This is a genomic window from Chryseobacterium sp. IT-36CA2 (assembly GCF_949767875.1).
In the GTDB taxonomy this organism is placed as follows: Bacteria; Bacteroidota; Bacteroidia; order Flavobacteriales; family Weeksellaceae; genus Chryseobacterium.
Map to the genome: position 1 here is coordinate 1,114,228 of NZ_CATKPG010000011.1, position 19,429 is coordinate 1,133,656.

Here is a 19,429-nt window from a genome sequence, read left to right on the forward strand (position 1 = left end):
ACTGATCATGATACCAGGAGAAATTTTTGTAAAAGAAGGTACAATTATCTGCAATGAAGGCAGAGAAACTGTAAAAATAAAAGTAACAAATACCGGAGACCGCCCTATTCAGGTAGGTTCACACTTCCATTTTTTTGAAGTTAATAAAGCGATGAGCTTTGACCGCGAGAAAGCTTTCGGAAAGAGACTGAATATTGTAGCAAGTACTGCAGTACGTTTCGAACCGGGAGAAGAAAAAGAAGTGGAGCTGGTAGAAATAGGAGGAACTAAAAAAGCAATGGGCTTCAACAATCTTGTTGACGGACAGGTAGATTCTGAAGAACAGAAAAAAGTAAGCCTTGCAAAAGTTGAAGAGTTAAACTTTAAAAATCACTAAGATGAGCTTAAACGTAGACAGAAAACAATATGCCAATATATTAGGTCCAACAGCTGGAGACAAAATCAGACTGGGAGATACTGAAATTATTATCGAAATTGAAAAAGATTTCACTCACTACGGAGACGAAGCCGTTTTCGGAGGAGGAAAAACCGTACGTGACGGAATGGGACAAAATGTGACAGCAAAAAGAGACGAAGGTGTTCTGGATCTTTGTATCACAGGAGCCGTAATCATTGATCACTGGGGAATTGTAAAAGGAGATATCGGAATCAAAGACGGGAAAATCGTAGGAATCGGAAAAGCAGGAAATCCTGATACGATGGATGGTGTGTCTCCTAATATGATCATCGGAGCATCAACAGAAGTTCATGGTGGAAAAGGATACATTGTAACAGCCGGAGGTATTGATACCCATATTCACTATATATGCCCTCAACAAATCGAAACATCGCTTTACAGCGGAATTACAACAATGATTGGTGGAGGTACAGGCCCGAATGACGGAACCAATGCCACAACGGTTACTCCGGGGAGATTCAACATGCAGAAAATGCTTGAAGCAGCAGAAGAATATCCTATGAACCTTGGTTTCTTCGGAAAAGGAAACTGCTCGGCAGAAGAACCTATCGAAGAACAGGTGGAAGCAGGCGCTTTGGGAGTAAAAATCCATGAAGACTGGGGAGCAACTCCTGCAACGATTGATGCTGCGCTGAAAGTAGCCGATAAATATGATGTTCAGGTGGCCATCCACACCGATACTCTTAATGAAGGAGGATTTCTGGAAGATACCATGAGAGCGATCAACGGAAGAGTAATCCACACTTTCCACACAGAAGGAGCAGGTGGAGGTCACGCACCGGACATCATTAAAGCTGCAATGTATCCAAACGTATTGCCGGCTTCTACAAATCCTACGCGTCCTTACACAGTCAATACAATTGATGAGCATTTAGATATGCTGATGGTATGTCACCATTTGAGTAAAAATATTCCTGAAGATGTAGCGTTTGCAGATTCTCGTATCCGTCCTGAAACCATTGCAGCAGAAGATATCCTTCATGATATGGGAGTTTTCAGCATCATGAGTTCAGACTCTCAGGCGATGGGAAGACCAGGTGAAGTGATCACCAGAACATGGCAGACTGCAAGCAAAATGAAGGAGCAGAGAGGTGATCTTACTGAAGATAAAGATACCGGAAATGATAACTATCGTGCGAAAAGATATGTGGCTAAATATACCATCAACCCAGCTATTGCACACGGTATTTCAGAATATGTAGGATCTATTGAAGAAGGAAAACTGGCAGATTTAGTGATCTGGAAACCTGCATTATTCGGAGTAAAACCGGAAATGATTGTAAAAGGAGGATTTGTAATTGCTGCAAAAATGGGAGATCCTAATGCATCTATTCCAACGCCTCAGCCGGTTATTTACAGAAATATGTTTGGTGCACACGGAAAAGCTAAGTTTGGTACTTGTGCGAACTTTGTTTCTCAGGTTTCTATCGACAACGGAACAATTGCTTCTTACAAACTGGAAAAAATGATTCTTCCGGTAAAAAACTGTAGAAATATTGGTAAAAAAGACCTTATCCATAATGATAAGACTCCTTTAATTGAAGTGAATCCTGAAAACTATAAAGTAACGGTAGATGGTGAATACATCACTTGTGAACCGGCAGAAACACTTCCTTTAACACAGCTGTATTACTTGTTCTAATCTTGAGTTTTTTAAGGCTCGGTGTACTCCGGGCCTTTTACAGAAAAATGAATATATAATTAATTTGAACAGGCTAACAATGAAATATTTAAATAAAACAGTTTTTTCTCTTGCCGTAGCCGGAATGTCTGTGCTTTCGGGGAACTTAAGCGCTCAGTTTCTGGGTGGACATAGGCTTAAAAGTGATGAAGATGGTCCTAAAGGTCAGTTTATGGTGTATGGCTCATTAGATTATTCTAAAATTACAACTCCATCAAGCAGCAACAGTACAGTTTCCAGCGCACCGCTTGGAGTAGGGTACTTTATCAATAATAATGACCTTGTCGGAGTCAATTATGCTTATTCGCAGAATACGGTTGATCATAATGTAGTCTATAAACAGAATGAAGCAGGGATCTGGTATAGTCCGTCGGTAATGCTTGGAAAATACTTCGTATTGATCGGCCAGGTGGATGCTCACTATGTTTGGGGGCAACAGCTTTCAACGGCAGCAGACGCAATGCAGAACTTTAACGGATTCCGTCTTCGTGCCTATCCTTTGATCGGTATATTATTAGGTGGTGGATGGGCTCTGAAATTCAAATTTGCAGAACTTTCCATGCTTCAGACCAAAACGAAAGAAGAAGGCTGGACAAAAAGTTACGTGGCAGGGCTAAGCGGTTCAACATTCGGAGTGGGTATTTCCAAAAACTTAGACTTCAGAAAAAAATCCAAAAATGATAATTAATCAAATCATAGGCAATCTCTCAGAAAATCCTACAGGGAAAACCATAGATTATCTTGATCTGGAATGGTTCGAAACCACTAAAAGAATTCAGCGTAAAAAAACCAGACACGGAATTGATATAGCGATCAAGTTTCTAAGAGAAGGGCAGCGTTTGCGTGAAGGAGATATTCTTTTTGAGGATGCAGAAAAAATAATTGCGGTAAATGTTCTTGAAACAGAAGCTATCGTGATGTCACCCGCTTCACTGTTGGAAATGGGTACCGTATGTTATGAGATCGGAAACAAACATATTCCGCTTTTCATTCAGAATGATAAAGTTTTGCTCCCTTTCGAAATGCCGATGTTCAGATGGCTGGAAGCAAGCGGTTTCAAACCGGAAAAACAATCTGTGAAACTTCTGAATCTTCTTAAATCTAATGTAGAGCCTCACGGACACGGAAGTCTGGGATCAACAATCTTTACAAAAATCTTAAAAATGGCGGCCCCAAAAGATGAATAATATGAACATAAACTTCCTGTCAGGGCTGCTTCATCTTGCAGATCCTACACTTCCCATCGGGGGATATACCCATTCCAACGGACTTGAAACGTATGTTCAGGAAAGAATTGTACATAATCTGGCAACTGCAAAAGAGTTTGTGCAGAATATGCTTCAGTACAACCTTAAATTCAATGACGGAGCTTTTGTAAAACTGGCTTATAAAGCAGCAGAAAAAGGAGATTTAGAGGCATTGATACTTCTTGATAATGAATGTAATGCGATAAAATGCCCGAAAGAGATCCGTCAGGCCAGCCAGAAATTGGGACTCAGACTGATTAAAATTTTCAAGAGAAGAGACCATTTTCCTTTTATGGAGGCTTTTGAAAAAGCAGTTCAGAATAAAGAAGCCAATTCTCACTATTGTATTGTCTTTGGAGTATATGCTTATTTAATGAAAATTCCTCTGTACGAAGCACTTTTAGGATTCTATTATACATCGGTTGCCGGAATGATCACCAATGCTGTAAAATTGGTTCCTCTTGGACAGCTGGATGGACAAGATATTCTATTCTCGCTATATCCCGTAATGGAAAAAACAGTCTGGGAAACAATGGAGCTGGATAGGGATATGGTGGGACTTTGTAATACTGCTTTTGATATCAGATGTATGCAGCATGAGAGGCTTTATTCAAGACTTTATATGTCGTAAAAAATAAAAATAAAAGACAAAAAGGGAGGAAAGGCAAAAGATAAAAGAAGATTGGGAAAGCTAAGAAAATGAAGAAACGCAAGACTCAATGAATATGCTTCTTAGCCGAATGAAATGCCTTTGCATCCCTTACAATATTCTCAATTAAAAAAAATATATACGTGAAACAAGGTGCTCTTTGCTTAGTAAAACGCCCTTGCGATCGAAAAATACTCACAATCAAAAAAACTTAGCGCCCATAGCGTTAAAAAAATAAAATAAAATTTAAAGAAAATGGAAAATAGAAAATACATAAAAGTAGGAGTAGCAGGACCTGTAGGTTCAGGAAAAACGGCATTACTGGAACGTTTAAGCAGAAAATTATTCGGAACCTATGATCTTGGCGTAATTACTAATGATATTTATACTAAAGAAGACGCTGAATTTATGGCTAAAAACAGTCTTCTTCCCCACGACAGAATTATCGGAGTAGAAACAGGAGGATGTCCTCACACAGCAATCCGTGAAGATGCAAGTATGAACCTTGAAGCAGTGGATGAGCTGGCAGCACGTTTCCCTGAAATTGAATTGGTTCTTATCGAAAGTGGAGGGGATAATCTTTCCGCGACATTCAGTCCCGATCTTGCAGACGTTACCATTTTCATTATCGATGTGGCAGAAGGAGAAAAAATTCCTAGAAAAGGAGGTCCTGGTATTACAAGATCAGACTTACTGATCATCAATAAAATTGACCTTGCTCCTTACGTTGGAGCCAGCCTTGAAGTGATGGAAAATGATGCCAGAAGAATGAGAAAAGGAAACCCTTTTGTATTCACAAACCTTAAAACAGATGAAGGACTGGATAAAGTAATAGGTTGGATTAAAAAATATGCTCTTTTAGAGGAAGTTGAAGAACCGAACTTAGTAAGATAAATGGATAGTCGTTTAAAAATTATTGCAGGATTCAAAGGAGGAGAATCCTATGTGAAAGACCTTTATGTCTCGCTTCCTTTCAGGGTAGTTTCTGTAGGACAACGGAAAAGTGACAAAAAGCTCTATCAGATGGTGATGAGCTCCTCTCCGGGAATTCTGGATGGAGACCATTACCATTTGGATGTTGCTCTTGAAAAAGGAGCGGCTCTTCAGTTGCAGTCACAATCTTATCAGAGACTTTTCAATATGAAGGATAAGGCACTTCAGGAGCTCAATGTCTCTATGGAAGATGAAACTTCTTTCGCCTATGTTCCTCATCCCATAGTTCCCCACGAAGATTCCAACTTTAAGAGTAAAGCAAATATTCATATCGGGAAAAACAGCCAGATCACCATCAGTGAGATCATTACCTGTGGGCGAAAACATTATGGAGAAGTCTTTAAGCTAAAACGTTTTCAGAACGTAATGGAAATTTATCATAGCAACAAACTTGTAGTGAAGGATAATGTTTTGATTCAGCCTGACATGATCCCGATCAGCAGTATCGGAAACCTGGAACAATATACCCATCAGGGAACCCTGATTTTCTACAGTACAAAGGAAAATGTAGATAAAAATGGATTGATAGAAGAAATTGTTGAGGCTGCAACTAAACATCATGAAGAAATGGAAGTAGGAGTTTCTGCCATGGAAGACAATGGTTTCGTAGTAAGAGCTTTGGGGCATGGAGGAGAAATGATGTATAACTTCTTCCTGCATATTCAGGAAATCCTTTGGTCTTTAGAATAAAAATTAAAACGATTCTTTATTTAAGCTACACAGAGAAAATATTCAATAGAGGCGGGCTTTAGCCCACAATACTAAAAGATAGGTTTCAATTGGCTTTAGCCAAAACTTAATAGAGAACAACAATAGATAAATAGAAAATGGATAGTACAGTTTGGGCGCTTCTTTTGAGTGCCGTTTCAATAAGTTTCATACATACAGCATCAGGGCCGGATCATTATCTGCCATTTATTGTGATTTCAAAATCTAAGAAATGGAGTGGAATGAAAACAGCCATCTTAACCGTTGTTTGTGGTTTCGGACACGTATTCAGTTCTCTGATTTTAGGTTTTATCGGAGTTTTCCTTGGATGGCAGTTGAATAAAATCTCTTGGTTTCAGGATATCAGAGGAAATTTTTCAGGATGGGCACTGCTGATCTTTGGAGGAGTTTACCTTGTATATGGTCTTATTCAGGCGATCAGAAACAAACCGCATAAGCATTTTGATGTAATGGGTGATGATGTCTATGTTTATGAACATAATCACAGCGAAGTGGTAATGCCTCAAAAAAGAATAAAAGTAACTCCGCTTGTACTTTTCATGATTTTCGTAATGGGACCAAGTGAACCTCTGATTCCTTTATTATTCTATTCAGGAGTGAAACATTCCATGTCTGAAATCGCTGTATTGGTAACTTCATTCACCATAACAACCGTTTTAACAATGCTTGGGATGGTTCTTTTAGGACGTTACGGGTATTCAACATTATTCAATACTGAAAAACTGGAAAGATATATGGGAGTGGTAAGCGGAGCGGTAGTAACCGTTTGCGGAGTTGGAATGGTCTTTCTTGGATGGTAAACGAATTCCGGGGTGCGGGATTCGAGTGATAGAGTGGGAGAGTTTGAGGGTAAGAGAGTTGGAAGGTTGAAGAAAGAACTGAAGCTGAAAAATGCTGAATTTTCAATCTCGTATCTTTTTATCTTATTCTAATCCTCGTACCTCGCATTTCGAAATTTGCATCTCGAAACCTGAAACTCGCATCCAGCATCTAGCAACGAAAAACAAACAACAACCATCTAAAATCACCCTACACTATTAATAAATTAAAAAAACTATGGAAGAATTTTTCAAAAAACTCCCTTTTTTAGACAATGTTTTAAAAGGAATCGGGCAGATCATGCTTCAGGAAAACAGATGGACAGGCCTTTTGTTTCTTATAGGAATCTTTATGGGAAGCTGGCAGTGCGGAGTCGCAGTATTGCTTTCAACAGCAGCCGGAACTTTCACCGCAATGAAGCTTAATTATGACAAATCTGAAATCAATGCCGGACTTTATGGTTTCAGTGCAGCTCTTGTAGGAGTAGCATTGGCATTTTTGTTTCAGACAACTTTATTAATCTGGGTTCTTATCATATTAGGTGGAGCATTGGCAGCTGTTATTCAGCATTTCTTTATCCAGAAGAAAATTCCGGTGTTTACTTTTCCTTTTATCATTATTACATGGGTACTGGTTTTTACACTGCATCATTTTACCCATATTCCGCCTTCCGAAATGCTGAGCAGTGAAGTGGTTCCTTCAGAATACGATGACTTTCTCACCTGTACCAATGGTTTTGGAGAAGTGATATTTCAGGGAGGAATTCTTTCCGGGGTTATATTCTTCCTTGCCGTTTTCATCAGTTCTCCGGTAGCAGCTTTATACGGGTTGGCAGCATCTATCCTGGGGGCAGGATTATCACAATTGAATGGAGAACCTATCAAAGAAATCCACATGGGATTATTTGGGTTTAATGCCGTGCTTTCAGCCATTGTTTTTTCTGGAGTCAAAAAAACAGATGGATTGTGGGTACTGATCGCAGTTCTTATCACCATTGCTATTGATGATCTTTTAATAGACAATCACTGTCTGGATATTGTAGGCGGAGTATTTACATTCCCATTTGTAGTCGGAACGTGGATTACGCTTTTAATTCAGAAGGCATTTCTTAAAGCGAAAAGCTAAGAGGTTAGAGAGTCTGAGGGTGGGAGAGTTTGAGAGTGCAAGACTGTTTAAAGTTCTTTCTCAATAATTGATCATTCACTTGTGAGGCAAAATTCACTATTGACATCTCTCTAACTTCTAACCTCTAAAATACATATTAAATCAAAAACAATTCAATCAAAAAATGAAAATAACGAAAATAGCAGCCGTATTTCTGGTCATGGCTTTCAGTGGAAAAATGATGGCGCAGGAAACAGAAAAACAGTTGTTAATCAAAGATGCAGATGACAAATTTCCCATTGCAGATGCCTTGGTAAAATATGACCACGGAAACAGCCATACCCATACAGGAACAGATGGTACATTTGCAATTCCTGTAAAATCCCTTCCTGATACCCTTGTGATCAGCCGTCAGGGATACGATGAGGTAAAATGGGTGGTGACCAATGATGAAGATAAAAGTAAAGTTATTTTTTTACAGCATAAGCCTTTTCAGATTTCTGAAGTAGCCATCAATCACAGCTCGTTTTTATCAGCCATTACAAAGGTTGATCTGAATAAATTTCCGGTAAACTCAGCTCAGGATTTGTTGAGAAAAGTTCCGGGATTGTTTATTGCACAACATGCCGGAGGAGGAAAGGCAGAACAGCTTTTTCTAAGAGGATTTGATGCTGATCACGGTACCGATGTAAGCGTCAATGTAGACGGAATGCCTGTAAATATCGTTTCTCACGCTCATGGTCAGGGATATTCTGATCTGCACTTTGTGATTCCAGAAACCGTCAATAATATCGATTTTGGAAAAGGAGCCTATTACATGGATCGTGGAGACTTTAATACTGCAGGATATGTAGATTTTCAGACGTACAATGGTTTGAAAAACAGTATGATTAAACTGGAAGGAGGCTCGTTCAATTCCAAAAGAGTATTGGGAATGTTCAATATTCTGCATGATGATCTTGGACGAAAGAATGCATATATAGCAGCAGAATACAACTATACAGATGGACCTTTCGATGTAAAACAGAATTTCAACAGAGTCAATATCTTCGGGAAATACAATCAATGGCTGACTGATAAAGATTATTTCAACATCCAGTTTTCTACATTTAATTCTTCATGGAATGCTTCCGGGCAGATTCCGGAACGTGCCGTAGACGAAGGAATCATTGGAAGATGGGGAAGTATAGACCCTACAGAAGGCGGAAAAACCTCCAGAACAAACCTTCAGATGAATTTCAAGCATATTATTTCTCCTTCCGAGCAGATTGATGCCATGGCTTTCTATTCAAAGTATAATTTCAACCTGTATTCTGATTTTACCTTTAATTTAAAAGATAAGGATCATGGTGATGAAATTCAGCAGACAGACGGAAGAAATATTTATGGAGCCGAAATAAAATATACAAAGTCTTTCTCCTTTGCCAACAGTTCCTTAAACTGGACTTCAGGAATCGGATTAAGGAATGATGACATCAATACTTTGCAGCTTAATCATGTGTATCACAGAGATCTTCTGTTGGACAGATTATCTGATGTGACGGGAACGGAAACCAATCTTCATGCCTATTCAGGTCTGATATGGAAAATAGGAAAGTGGACCATCAATCCGGCTTTGAGAGTGGATCATTTTATCTTTAACATGCATAATCTGCTGGATGTGGAACAACTGCCATCCGGACAGTCAAAAGAAGCAACAAGACTAAGTCCAAAATTGAATTTCTCCTATGCTCAGAATGACAATGTGATGTGGTTCCTGAAAACAGGGATGGGCTTCCATTCCAATGACCTGAGAGTAGTAGTTCCCAATAAAAACGAAAATACCCTTCCATATTCTATAGGAGCAGATTTCGGGGTAAGACTGCACCCGTTCAAATCCTTGATTATTACTCCGGCATTATGGTATATGGATCTTCAGCAGGAATTTGTATATGTAGGAGATGATGCAGTGGTAGAACCTTCTGGAAAATCTAGACGTTTTGGAGCTGATCTTGGCGTTCGTTTCCAGCCATTGGAAAACTTTTATCTGAATGCAGATATTAATTATTCCCACGCAAGATTTACCGAAGAAGAAAAAGGACAGGATTATGTTCCTCTTGCTCCGGTAGTAACCAGCACAGGATCTGTAAACTGGGATTTCCTGAATGGTTTTTCTTTGGGACTTCAGTACCGATATCTGGGAGCAAGACCTGCTGTAGAAGATAACAGCATCAGAACGAAAGCCTATTTTGTGAATGATCTTATGCTTTCTTATAACCGTCAGAAATGGGGAGCAAATGTTCAGCTGAACAATCTTTTCAATGTAAAATGGAATGAAGCCCAGTTTGCAACAGAAACTCAATTAAAAGGAGAAGCAGAACCTATTACAGATCTTACATATACACCGGGAAGTCCTTTTGGAGTGAGAGTGGGAGTATATTATAAGTTCTAAGTAAGAGGGTAAGAGAGTGAGAGCATTTGGGAGTATAAGGGTTGGAGTATAAAGTGCAGGATTCGGGTTTCGTGGCTATTCTTTCACTCTTTTGCCTTCTTTGCTTTAAAAATATTTTGTATAACTTTAAATAATCATAACAAGGATATGGAAGTACTATCCAATTTTCAATATAAAAAGCTTTTTCTTCCGAATATTACGGATAAGATACTGGCTAATAATGCTGATATACAGCTGTATCGGATAGAAAACTATCTTAAAGGTATTCTGATGCCTGTGATTCCGTACCGTACAACGTTCAATTTTATTATTTTCGTTACCAACGGCCATATCAGACAGTATCTTGAAAATAAAGAATACCGTGCTGAAAAAGGAGGCGTGATCTTTATAAAACAAGGCACAATCACTGCAACCGTTGAGTTATCAGATGATATTGAAGGTTTCTTCCTTGCTTATGAAAATAACATTCTGTCCGAACAGGAACTGCCAAAACATAAAAGCAGTATCTTTTTCATGACTCCATTCCTGAATCTTGACAGCCTGACCTACGGAACAATTACACAGCTTCTCCCGATTATGGAACAGGAGTTGTGGTTGAATAATTTGAATATCAATGATGTAGTAGTGACGATGCTTCATCTTATTTTAATCAAAATGCTGAGCACAGATTCTGATACCCATCACAAATCTGCGACACGTCCTATGGAGCTGTCTCTTCAGTTTCGGGATCTTTTGTTCAAATATCATGTAGGGGAAAAGAGAGTGGCTTTTTATGCTGATAAATTGTCCGTAACAGAAAGCTATCTGAATAAATGTGTAAAAGGGGTTACTCAGAAATCACCCAAACAATGGATTAACGAAATTGATATTAATTACAGCAAAGCATTACTTCATTCCAGTAAAGATATTGCAGAGATTGCTTACGAGCTGAATTTTCATACCGCATCGCATTTTACCCAGCTTTTCAAAAAGATTGCAGGAATTACCCCAAAGGAGTACAGAACCCAGTTTTTGAATAACAGCAGAATCTCAATATGATAAGGCAGGAAGCGGGATATCAGATGTTGGAAGTATTTTAGTACCTAATCAAAATAAGTTGGGAATTCAAAAAGTTGTTTTAGGAATTTCAGAACTTCCATCTCCCAGCTTCCATTCTTCATTACATCCTTTCATTTTCCAGCATTTTCAGCACCAGCTTTTCTTCTTTTGTAAGATCAGCTTTTCCGTCATTTTCTTCTATGACTTCCAGCTCATCAAGGTATTTTTTGATGGTATTGTTTTCGTAGAGATTGATGACTAAAGGATGAACATAATACTTTCTGCATACAGCGGAGGTATTTCCAAGATTCTCCGCAACGATGTCAAGAGCCTCTTTTATTTTCTTTTTACTCTGGGTGTCATTTTCGGCATACCCGATTTCTTTAAAAGCAATGAGGGCACCCACAGTTCCGGACCATGTTCTGAAATCCTTTGCCGTAAAATCCTCGCCGCTTATTTCTTTAATATAATCATTCACCATCCCGGAATCTATAGAATGCCGGTTTCCCTCATCATCTAAATACTGGAAAAGTTCTTTCCCCGGGATGTCCTTACATTTCTGAACCAGTCTTGACAGTCTTTGACTTCTAAGATCAACATGATGCATAACCCCCTTTTTACCCTTAAAAGAGAACGTTATTTTTTGTCCTTTTACTTTTACATGTTTATCTTTCAAAGTCGTTAGGCCGAAAGAACCATACAGTTTTTCGTAAATAGAATTACCAATACGGATGTTGGTTCTTTGCATAAGACTTACAATTAAAGCCAGAATTTTCCGCTTTTCGAAATTTCTTAACGCAAGATCCTGTTCTATATGCAGCCGCATTTCCGGTAACGCAGACCCGAACTGAAGCATTCTGTAAAATTTTGTATGATTTCTTAAAGCAGTCCAGAGCGGATGGTAGCGGTATTGTTTTCTTTGTTTCACATCAAAGCCCGTTGCCTGAAGATGGCCGTTGTCAAGAGCACAGATCCATACATTTTCCCAGGCGGGAGGAATGACCAGTTTGTTGATTCTTGTAATTTCTTCCTTGTCCTTTACTTTTTTCCCATTATTATAATAAGAATATTTCTTTCCTGTTTTTTTACGGATAATTCCGTTGGTTTCTGCATCGGTGGTATATACGAGATGTACCGCCTTTGCAGAAGCTTCCGGATCCTTCATTATTTTAACAATTTTTGAAGGCTTAAGGTGAGAAATAATCTCCAGGTCTGTATTCTTCTCCATAAAGCATGGTTAAGAGTTTTTACCCTTCGAAAAAATCAGTAAAAGAATTCCTACGATCACACAGACTACGATAATTCCCCACCACATCCCTGCTTTAAAAATTGTTTCTACCGCTTCACAACTTGTTAGTGTCAATAAACTGAATATTGCAATACTGTAAAAGGTCCACTTTTTCATAGGTATGTATTTTGTTGGTGTTAGATTCTGAGACGGTCAGCTCTCCATTTTTTGATAGACCTTTTAATTTCGTCCCCTGAGATGTTTTCATGAAGTGCTCTGTATAAAAGCTCTTTGAATTCATCATCATAGGTAAATCTCAACGCAGCAATCTGATCGAATTTCAATTTTTCAGCAGTTTCATCTGATCTTTTATTGAAAATCTCAAAATAACGCTGTTTAAATTCCAGAACCACCATACGGTTTTGAAGTCCCAGTGCATAATGCTGCCGCGTCATAAATGCCAGATAAAAAAGCAAAAAAATCACGACAGAAAATAGGATCCAGACCAGCTGATTTTCGGGGGCGTCCCAAATTTTATAAATTCCTAAAATCTCCAATATAATGAGCAATGGAAGATAAATAAAATGATGTGGCGGATAAAATTTCCTGTGGTTATTATAGTTTTGCTGTTTCATGAAGTAGAGTGCAGCAATAATCCTTCCAAAAATTTATTATTTTGATAATGTGGTAGTTTTTTTTACTGTAAAATGGGGATTTTTATTAAATATGTTTGATGCTTTCATTTTTTTAGATCTCTTTAAAAATAACAGATTATGAAGCAAAATAGCAGGTAGATTTGCCTTTCAGACATCAAATTTTTCGTAACTTTCGGTGTTTAAAAATAAAAAGAATGACTTCAAAGGAAAAAGTGGCTGCACTTCGTGAAGAAATGCAGAAAAATAATGTTGATGCATTTATAGTATATTCTGCAGATCCGCATATGAGTGAATACCTTCCTGAAGAATGGCAGGAAAGAGCCTGGTTGTCAGGTTTCCTAGGTTCTGCTGGTTTTGTGGTAGTTACGAAAGACAAAGCCGGGCTTTGGACAGATGGTAGATACTTTACCCAAGCCGCTATTGAACTGGATGGTTCCGGAATTGATCTTTTCAAAGATGGAATGGAAGGAACTCCTCATTATATCGACTGGATTATTTCAGAAATTCCTGCAGGCGGTAAAGTGGCAGTAAGTGCTGTTGCAGCTTCCAATGCTAACTGGGAATTGCTTTCTCAAAGATTTAATGCTAAAAATATTACCCTGGTAGATCTTCCGCTTTTAAAAGAAGTCTGGAAAGACAGAGGTACACCGTCTGCCAATCCTATTTTTGTACATCCGGTAGAAAGAGCAGGTAAATCTGTATCTGATAAAATTGCTGCAATCCGTCAGAAAATGGAAGAACAGGAAGCTACTGTACACATTATATCAAGTCTGGATGATGTTGCATGGACACTCAACCTGAGAGGTAGCGATGTAGAAAGTAACCCTGTATTTTTAGGATATATTGTAATTACTAAAAACGATGCTGTTGTATTTACAGGATTAGAAAAAATGGAAGTGGCAGCAAGAAAGCAAATGGATGATTCCTTTGTAAAAATGATGCCTTACGAAGAATTCTACAATTACCTGAAGACCTTCAAAAGCGAAAAAGTGCTTGTTTCTCCAAACAGCAACCAACAGATTTTTGAAACATTAAAAACCGATAATCAGTTTATCAAAGCTCCGGTTCCGGGCAATCTGATGAAAGCACAGAAAAATGAAGCTGAGCTGGAAGGTTTCAGAACTGTCATGGTAAGAGACGGGGTTGCGATGGTGAAATTCCTTTATTGGCTAACGCACAATGCAGGAAAAGAAGCCATGAATGAATATTCTATCGGACAAAAATTAAGAGGATTCCGTGCAGAAGGTGAAAACTTTGTAGGGGAAAGTTTCGGGTCTATCGTAGGATATAAAGATAACGGTGCTATTATGCACTATTCTGCCAAAAAAGAAGGAAGCAAAGAAGTAACCAACGAGGAAACAATCCTTGTAGATTCAGGAGGCCAGTACCTTGAAGGAACTACAGATATTACAAGAACTTTTGCCTTAGGAACCCCTTCGGAGGAGTTTAAAAGAAATTCAACATTGGTATTACAGGGATTAATCCGTTTATCAATGGTGAAATTCCCGAAAGGAACAAAAGGAGTACACCTTGATGCTATTGCAAGGCTTCCGCTTTGGATGGAAGGGAAAGATTTCAACCACGGAACAGGACACGGTGTAGGAAGTTTCATGAATGTACATGAAGGACCACAAAACATCAGAAAAGACCTAAACCCTCAGGAACTTCTTCCTGGAATGGTTTGTTCTAATGAACCTGGATATTATCTTGAAGGACATTATGGAATTCGTCACGAAAACCTGATTGCCGTAAAAGAAGCAGAAAAAACAATCCACGGAACGTTCTATGAATTTGAGACATTAACATTCTGCCCATTCTTCAAAGATACAGTGGTAAAAGAAATCCTTTCAGAAAGCGAAATCGCATGGTTGAATGGCTACCACAAAACTTGCGAAGAAAAACTTGCTCCTTATTTGGAAGGAGAAGTGAAAGAATGGTTCCTGCAATTGGTGAGTCCTCTTTAATAAAGATTCAAAGGTGAAAGCAGATGACAATCATAACTTTAAACCTTGAAGTTTAAACATTAAACCGAATATTGTTAGATAAACCAAAAGCCCTGTAAGGTATTTCCTGCAGGGCTTTTCTTTTTATACAACCGTATTTTTACGGATATAATTCTAGGGATTCCACTGATGCATAAAAAACATCATTGATCTATCTTTGTTACAACAAAACATCATTCATATCTTCATAAATAACTCAAGTAAATTCAAAACGGTAGATCATCTCGTCCTGAGATGATTTTTTTTTGTTTTTAATTGAAATGAAATTCTGTAAAAATTAAAATTTTGCGTTTATAAAGCATATTGCCTTCATCTTTTTCTCTATTTTCGTGGTTCATTACAATGTACTTAATTTTAAGAATGATGATACGCGATTATTTTCAAAGCTTTAATCTGTTTTCAGACCAGGAAATTGAAGAGTTTTTACAGCTTTTCGAGATCCGGAAGCTGAATAAAAACGATTATTTCGTACAGGAAGGTGAGCGTTGCAGAGAAGTAGCCTTTATCAGCTCCGGAATTTTCAGGTCTTTCTATACTTCCGATGACGGAAAGGATATGACTTATTGTTTTAAATTTCCGAATACGATGATTGCGGCCTACTCATCATTTATTTCAGGATGCCTGAGCAAAGAAAGTATTCAGGCGATTACCGATGTAGAGCTGCTGATTCTGAAAAAAGAAAAAATGGATCTTCTGGTAAAGGACGCCCTGAACTGGACTCAGTTTTTGAAAATCATTGCCGAGCAGGAGTATCTCGAGTTGGAAAATAGGTTTTTTCAGCTTCAGAGAGATACGGCTGCTCAACGATATGCTGCACTTCTTAAAAACTATCCGGATTATATTCAGAAAATTCCGCTGCAGTATTTATCTTCATATCTTGGAATTACCCAAAGACATTTAAGCCGTATCAGAAAGGAAGTTTCTTTTTAGACATTTGTCCTGCTCATTGAAATAGGAGCGCTCTACTTTTGTCAAAAAAAGTTATGGAGCAAAATATTTTAATTATCGGAGGAAACGGATTGGTAGGAAAAACAATTTCTCGTATTCTGAAGTCAAGAAATCCTCATCTGAATGTTTTTATTGGTGGAAGAAAAGGAGGGAAAACGGATAAAGACCTAAAGATTAATGTTACAGATCCTTCCTCTTTTAAAGTAATTTCTGAAAAAAAAATACATCTCATCATTCTTTCTGTGAATGATAAAGACGATCATGTCCTTCGCTTTGCGATTGATCATCATATAGATTATCTGGATATTACCAAACCTACTCCTGCTTTGGTAAAAGCTTACAATATTGCTGCGAAATCAGAAGTGAACAGCAGAATTGTATTCAGTTCAGGCTGGATGGGAGGGATTGTTCCCGGATTGGTCAATACGCTTTCGGATTCTGGGGATATTAATGAAGTAAAACTCTTTGTTTACTATTCTGTGAAAGATCTGGCAGGGGAGAGCTCTGCTCATTTTATGGCAGAAAATGTAGCGGTTCCTTTCGTACATTATAAGAATGATAAACCGGTTTCTATAAGACATTTCTTAGATACGGAAGCCTTTGATTTTTCTTATGGAATCGGGAAAAGAAGTGCTTATAATTTTGATGTCCCGGATTTGTATATTCTCAATAAAGTAGAAAGAATTTCTGATGTGCATGTGAAGATGACTTATAATTCAAAATTTATTACCTGGCTGCTGGGATCATTTCAATACCTCAGAATCTACAATATTTTGTCTTTAAAAGAAAGAAAAATGATTTTCGGATCAAGTGGAAACGGTGATCAGGCGGTCTTTGAAATTGTAGTCGATGATCAATCCGGACAAAAGAAATTGAGTCTTCAAAGTTTGAAAGGACAGGCAGAACTCACTGCTTTATCTGCAGTTTTGCATACTGAAGAACTGTTGAGGAACCCTCATGAAAATCAGGTCTATTTTAGTCATCAGCTGCATGAGCCTTTATCCTTAATGGCGCAGCTTAATTCTTATGAGTCTATCAATATCAATGTCACAGCATGAAAAAAATAGCCATTATCAACGGACATCCCAATAAAAACTCATTCAACTTTGGTGTTGCAGAAGCGTACAGGTTGGGAGCAGCAGAAACAGGAGCTGAGGTACGGGAAATAATCATAAGAGACTTGAACTTTAATCCTAATTTACAGTTTGGGTACCAGAAAAGAATGGAACTTGAGCCGGATTTGATGAAAGCCTGGGAAATTATTCAGTGGGCAGATCATTTGGTTTGGATACATCCAGTCTGGTGGGGTGGATTTCCAGCGCTGATGAAAGGATTTATAGATAGGCTTTTTTTACCGGGAATGGCTTATAAATACCGTGAAAATTCTGTCTGGTGGGACAAACTTTTAAAAGGTAAAACAGCCCATATGATTACAACATTAGATCAGCCGGGTTGGTATTACAGGTTGTTTTTTGGTAGGCCTAGTGTTAATCAGCTTAGAAAATCCATTCTGGAGTACTGTGGTGTAAAACCTGTGAAGGTAACTTATATTGGAATTATCAGGAATTCTAAAGATGAACAGCGGGCTCAATGGTTGAGAAAAGTGAAAGAATTGGGAAAGAAACAGAAATAATTTAGATAAATTTTAGGTTACAGAACCATGATAGCTTTATCCGTTAATAAAAACTTTTATTAACGGATAAAGTTTCATTAATAAAGTAAAAATACTTTGGTTCTCTTTTTACAGTCCTTTTTTACCCTCAATCCAATAGGCTTGTGATTTTATACATTTGGGAGAAACTCCTCTTGCTTTAAGAAATTTTCGGATTAATGACATCCTTTCTCCGTTTCCGGTGAGGTAAAAAACAACTTCATCATCATAGATCGTCTCTTTTTCCTCTCTCAGAAAGTCATTCAATGCTTCAATCATTCTCATGGTATTGTTTTTAGGACTGTGATAGCCATATAAATTAAGCTTTTCAAGAGCAGAGCATTCTTCTAATTCATGAAGACAGATGAACGAAGAGCCAGATTCCTCTACCGCTTCTTTGATAGAAAGTGAGCTTCCCAAAGAAGTTTCATCTCCCACAGAAAAATGAATTTTGGCTTCAGAAGCAAAGAACTGTTTTCCTCTGGGCATTAAAAGTTTTATAGAATCTCCCTTAGTCAGATGAGTTACAAAATGGCTGCCAGCAGCAGATGAGTCATGCAGATGAAATAAAACATCAAAAGTCCCTGTTTCCCTGTTAAAATTGAAAGGAGAATAATTTCTGAAATCTCTGTCGTTGATCCTGATTCCTATAGCGTAGGCAGGTTCATAGGGAACATCCTGTAAATCGGTTTCAAAGCGTATGAGGCAAAGGTCATCCGTGATTTTTTCTATATGGCTAACGGTGCATTCTTTAAATTTTGAGGACCAAACATTTTCTACGGTGTCATTGATCCATTTTGGTAGGCTTGGCATAAATTATTTTTTATTGCAAAGGACGTTGCAAAATCAGAAAATAACGATAGCGGTTTCGGGGAATTAATTGGACTATTCGTGGTTGAGTGTCTATTGGTGTTGATTCCTGAATTCAGAAGGAGATTGGTCTTCCAGTTTGGAAAATAAACGGCTGAAATAGGTATGATCACTGTATCCCAGTTCATAAGCTACCTCTTTTACACTCAGATTGGTGAAGACCAGTAATCTTTTGGCTTCAATTAAGATTTCCTGATGAATCCAATGCTGTGCAGGTTTTCCTGTAACTTCACGAACGGTTTCCGTTAAATATCCTCTCGTGATATTTAAAGCCTCTGCGTATTCAGATGGACTTTTCAATGTTTTAAAATCTTTTCGAACCAAAATTCTGAATGCTCTTGACAGTTGTAAAGCACGGCTTTCGCTCAAAGCTGGAGAAATATTCTTCTGAGAATATATCAGAGCAAACATTCCAAGAAAAGCATTGAGAAGTGACTGAACGACCAAAAAACCTTCTTTAGTGGAAAGCATTTCGTTGGTATAGGCAGCATGAAGTAAACTGGCTGTTGTATTGATCTTTTTAACAAGACTTTTATCCATAGACAACGGTTGTATTTCACCCAGAGACTCATCGAAAAAAGAACGTACCGAATCAGGAACAAGTTCTGCTTTTACTGCTACAAACCATCCGCAAACTTCTTTCATTAAAAGCCCCTGATGTACCTGCCCCGGCAGTACACAGAAAATAGTGGAATCTTTTGCTTCAATTGTTTTAAAGTCAACCATCATTTTTACATGGCCGCTTTCCATGCAGGTGAAAATATAATGACTGTCCCTGTGTATTCCTTTATCCAGCAGAATATCCTCAGCTTCCTGAGTACTTTTGTCCATCTTCTTTACATGAAACTGATGATGGGTAATACCGTTTAAATTATAAGTGGGAATGGTCTGTTTCATCTTTTAACCTGTTGTGATGAGGATAATA

The 19,429-nt window shown here is 38.1% G+C and carries 20 protein-coding genes; 15 read left to right on the top strand and 5 right to left on the bottom strand.

All coding sequences use genetic code 11. From position 1 onward, the window contains the following. The first annotated feature begins 7 nt into the window (after positions 1–7). The 11 genes from ureB (at position 8) to ACM6F9_RS05910 (ending at position 11,148) form a co-directional block, all read left to right on the top strand. The gene (ureB, locus tag ACM6F9_RS05860; RefSeq protein WP_034697259.1) at positions 8–376 is read left to right on the top strand and encodes an urease subunit beta; all 369 of its coding nucleotides are present in this window, start codon (positions 8–10) and stop codon (positions 374–376) included. 1 nt (position 377) lies between these two features. Continuing rightward, on the top strand, positions 378–2,099 hold the full coding sequence (ureC, locus tag ACM6F9_RS05865; protein WP_414844823.1) for an urease subunit alpha: 1,722 nt from the start codon (positions 378–380) through the stop codon (positions 2,097–2,099). Positions 2,100–2,178: 79 nt separating this feature from the next. Then, entirely contained in the window at positions 2,179–2,826 is a 648-nt protein-coding gene (locus ACM6F9_RS05870; RefSeq protein ID WP_414844824.1) for a hypothetical protein, read from the top strand. Then, positions 2,816–3,325: an urease accessory protein UreE gene (ureE, locus tag ACM6F9_RS05875; protein ID WP_414844825.1), complete on the top strand. Its 510-nt coding sequence runs from the start codon at positions 2,816–2,818 to the stop codon at positions 3,323–3,325. The genes ACM6F9_RS05870 and ureE overlap by 11 nt, the downstream gene beginning before the upstream one ends. A gap of 1 nt (position 3,326) precedes the next feature. Then, positions 3,327–4,016 carry an urease accessory protein UreF gene (locus ACM6F9_RS05880; RefSeq protein WP_414844826.1) on the top strand — a complete coding sequence of 230 codons (690 nt, stop codon included), beginning with the start codon at positions 3,327–3,329 and terminating at the stop codon, positions 4,014–4,016. A 273-nt stretch (positions 4,017–4,289) separates the two neighbouring features. Further along, on the top strand, positions 4,290–4,928 hold the full coding sequence (ureG, locus tag ACM6F9_RS05885; RefSeq protein ID WP_002977658.1) for an urease accessory protein UreG: 639 nt from the start codon (positions 4,290–4,292) through the stop codon (positions 4,926–4,928). Beyond that, complete coding sequence (locus tag ACM6F9_RS05890; RefSeq protein ID WP_414844827.1) at positions 4,929–5,717, top strand: urease accessory protein UreD; 789 nt, start codon at positions 4,929–4,931, stop codon at positions 5,715–5,717. Positions 5,718–5,854: 137 nt separating this feature from the next. Further along, a complete protein-coding gene (locus ACM6F9_RS05895) occupies positions 5,855–6,556 on the top strand; it encodes a hypothetical protein (RefSeq protein WP_105703727.1) in 702 nt (233 codons plus the stop codon). Positions 6,557–6,812: 256 nt separating this feature from the next. Next, entirely contained in the window at positions 6,813–7,700 is an 888-nt protein-coding gene (locus ACM6F9_RS05900; RefSeq protein ID WP_414844828.1) for an urea transporter, read from the top strand. A gap of 163 nt (positions 7,701–7,863) precedes the next feature. Further along, positions 7,864–10,110, top strand: coding sequence for a TonB-dependent receptor (locus tag ACM6F9_RS05905; RefSeq protein ID WP_414844829.1), 2,247 nt, complete (start codon positions 7,864–7,866; stop codon positions 10,108–10,110). 147 nt (positions 10,111–10,257) lie between these two features. After that, positions 10,258–11,148, top strand: coding sequence for a helix-turn-helix domain-containing protein (locus ACM6F9_RS05910; RefSeq protein ID WP_414844830.1), 891 nt, complete (start codon positions 10,258–10,260; stop codon positions 11,146–11,148). A 121-nt stretch (positions 11,149–11,269) separates the two neighbouring features. Here the strand turns inward: ACM6F9_RS05910 and ACM6F9_RS05915 are convergent, their stop codons facing one another. From ACM6F9_RS05915 to ACM6F9_RS05925, 3 genes are read right to left on the bottom strand one after another with little or no spacing between them, the layout of a single operon-like run. Beyond that, on the bottom strand, positions 11,270–12,376 hold the full coding sequence (locus ACM6F9_RS05915; RefSeq protein WP_414844831.1) for a DNA topoisomerase IB: 1,107 nt from the start codon (positions 12,374–12,376) through the stop codon (positions 11,270–11,272). A 9-nt stretch (positions 12,377–12,385) separates the two neighbouring features. Next, positions 12,386–12,553, bottom strand: coding sequence for a phosphatidate cytidylyltransferase (locus tag ACM6F9_RS05920; protein ID WP_414844832.1), 168 nt, complete (start codon positions 12,551–12,553; stop codon positions 12,386–12,388). Positions 12,554–12,573: 20 nt separating this feature from the next. Continuing rightward, positions 12,574–13,011, bottom strand: a complete 438-nt coding sequence (locus tag ACM6F9_RS05925; RefSeq protein ID WP_414844833.1) for a DUF6526 family protein — start codon at positions 13,009–13,011, stop codon at positions 12,574–12,576. Positions 13,012–13,226: 215 nt separating this feature from the next. On the opposite strand from ACM6F9_RS05925, the gene ACM6F9_RS05930 reads away from it, so the two are divergent. From ACM6F9_RS05930 to ACM6F9_RS05945, 4 genes are all read left to right on the top strand, one after another. Further along, the gene (locus ACM6F9_RS05930; RefSeq protein WP_414844834.1) at positions 13,227–14,996 is read left to right on the top strand and encodes an aminopeptidase P family N-terminal domain-containing protein; all 1,770 of its coding nucleotides are present in this window, start codon (positions 13,227–13,229) and stop codon (positions 14,994–14,996) included. Between the two features lie 402 nt (positions 14,997–15,398). Further along, positions 15,399–15,965, top strand: coding sequence for a Crp/Fnr family transcriptional regulator (locus tag ACM6F9_RS05935; protein WP_414845105.1), 567 nt, complete (start codon positions 15,399–15,401; stop codon positions 15,963–15,965). A 53-nt stretch (positions 15,966–16,018) separates the two neighbouring features. After that, positions 16,019–17,041 carry a saccharopine dehydrogenase gene (locus ACM6F9_RS05940; RefSeq protein WP_414844835.1) on the top strand — a complete coding sequence of 341 codons (1,023 nt, stop codon included), beginning with the start codon at positions 16,019–16,021 and terminating at the stop codon, positions 17,039–17,041. Then, complete coding sequence (locus tag ACM6F9_RS05945; RefSeq protein WP_414844836.1) at positions 17,038–17,616, top strand: NAD(P)H-dependent oxidoreductase; 579 nt, start codon at positions 17,038–17,040, stop codon at positions 17,614–17,616. Before ACM6F9_RS05940 ends, ACM6F9_RS05945 begins: the two co-directional genes overlap by 4 nt. A 108-nt stretch (positions 17,617–17,724) precedes the next feature. Here ACM6F9_RS05945 and ACM6F9_RS05950 read toward each other — a convergent pair whose 3' ends face one another. Both ACM6F9_RS05950 and ACM6F9_RS05955 read right to left on the bottom strand, forming a co-directional pair. After that, positions 17,725–18,447 (bottom strand): siderophore-interacting protein, encoded by a 723-nt coding sequence (locus ACM6F9_RS05950; RefSeq protein ID WP_414844837.1) that lies wholly within the window; start codon positions 18,445–18,447, stop codon positions 17,725–17,727. Positions 18,448–18,537: 90 nt separating this feature from the next. Then, complete coding sequence (locus ACM6F9_RS05955; protein ID WP_414844838.1) at positions 18,538–19,401, bottom strand: helix-turn-helix domain-containing protein; 864 nt, start codon at positions 19,399–19,401, stop codon at positions 18,538–18,540. Positions 19,402–19,429: the final 28 nt, after the last annotated feature.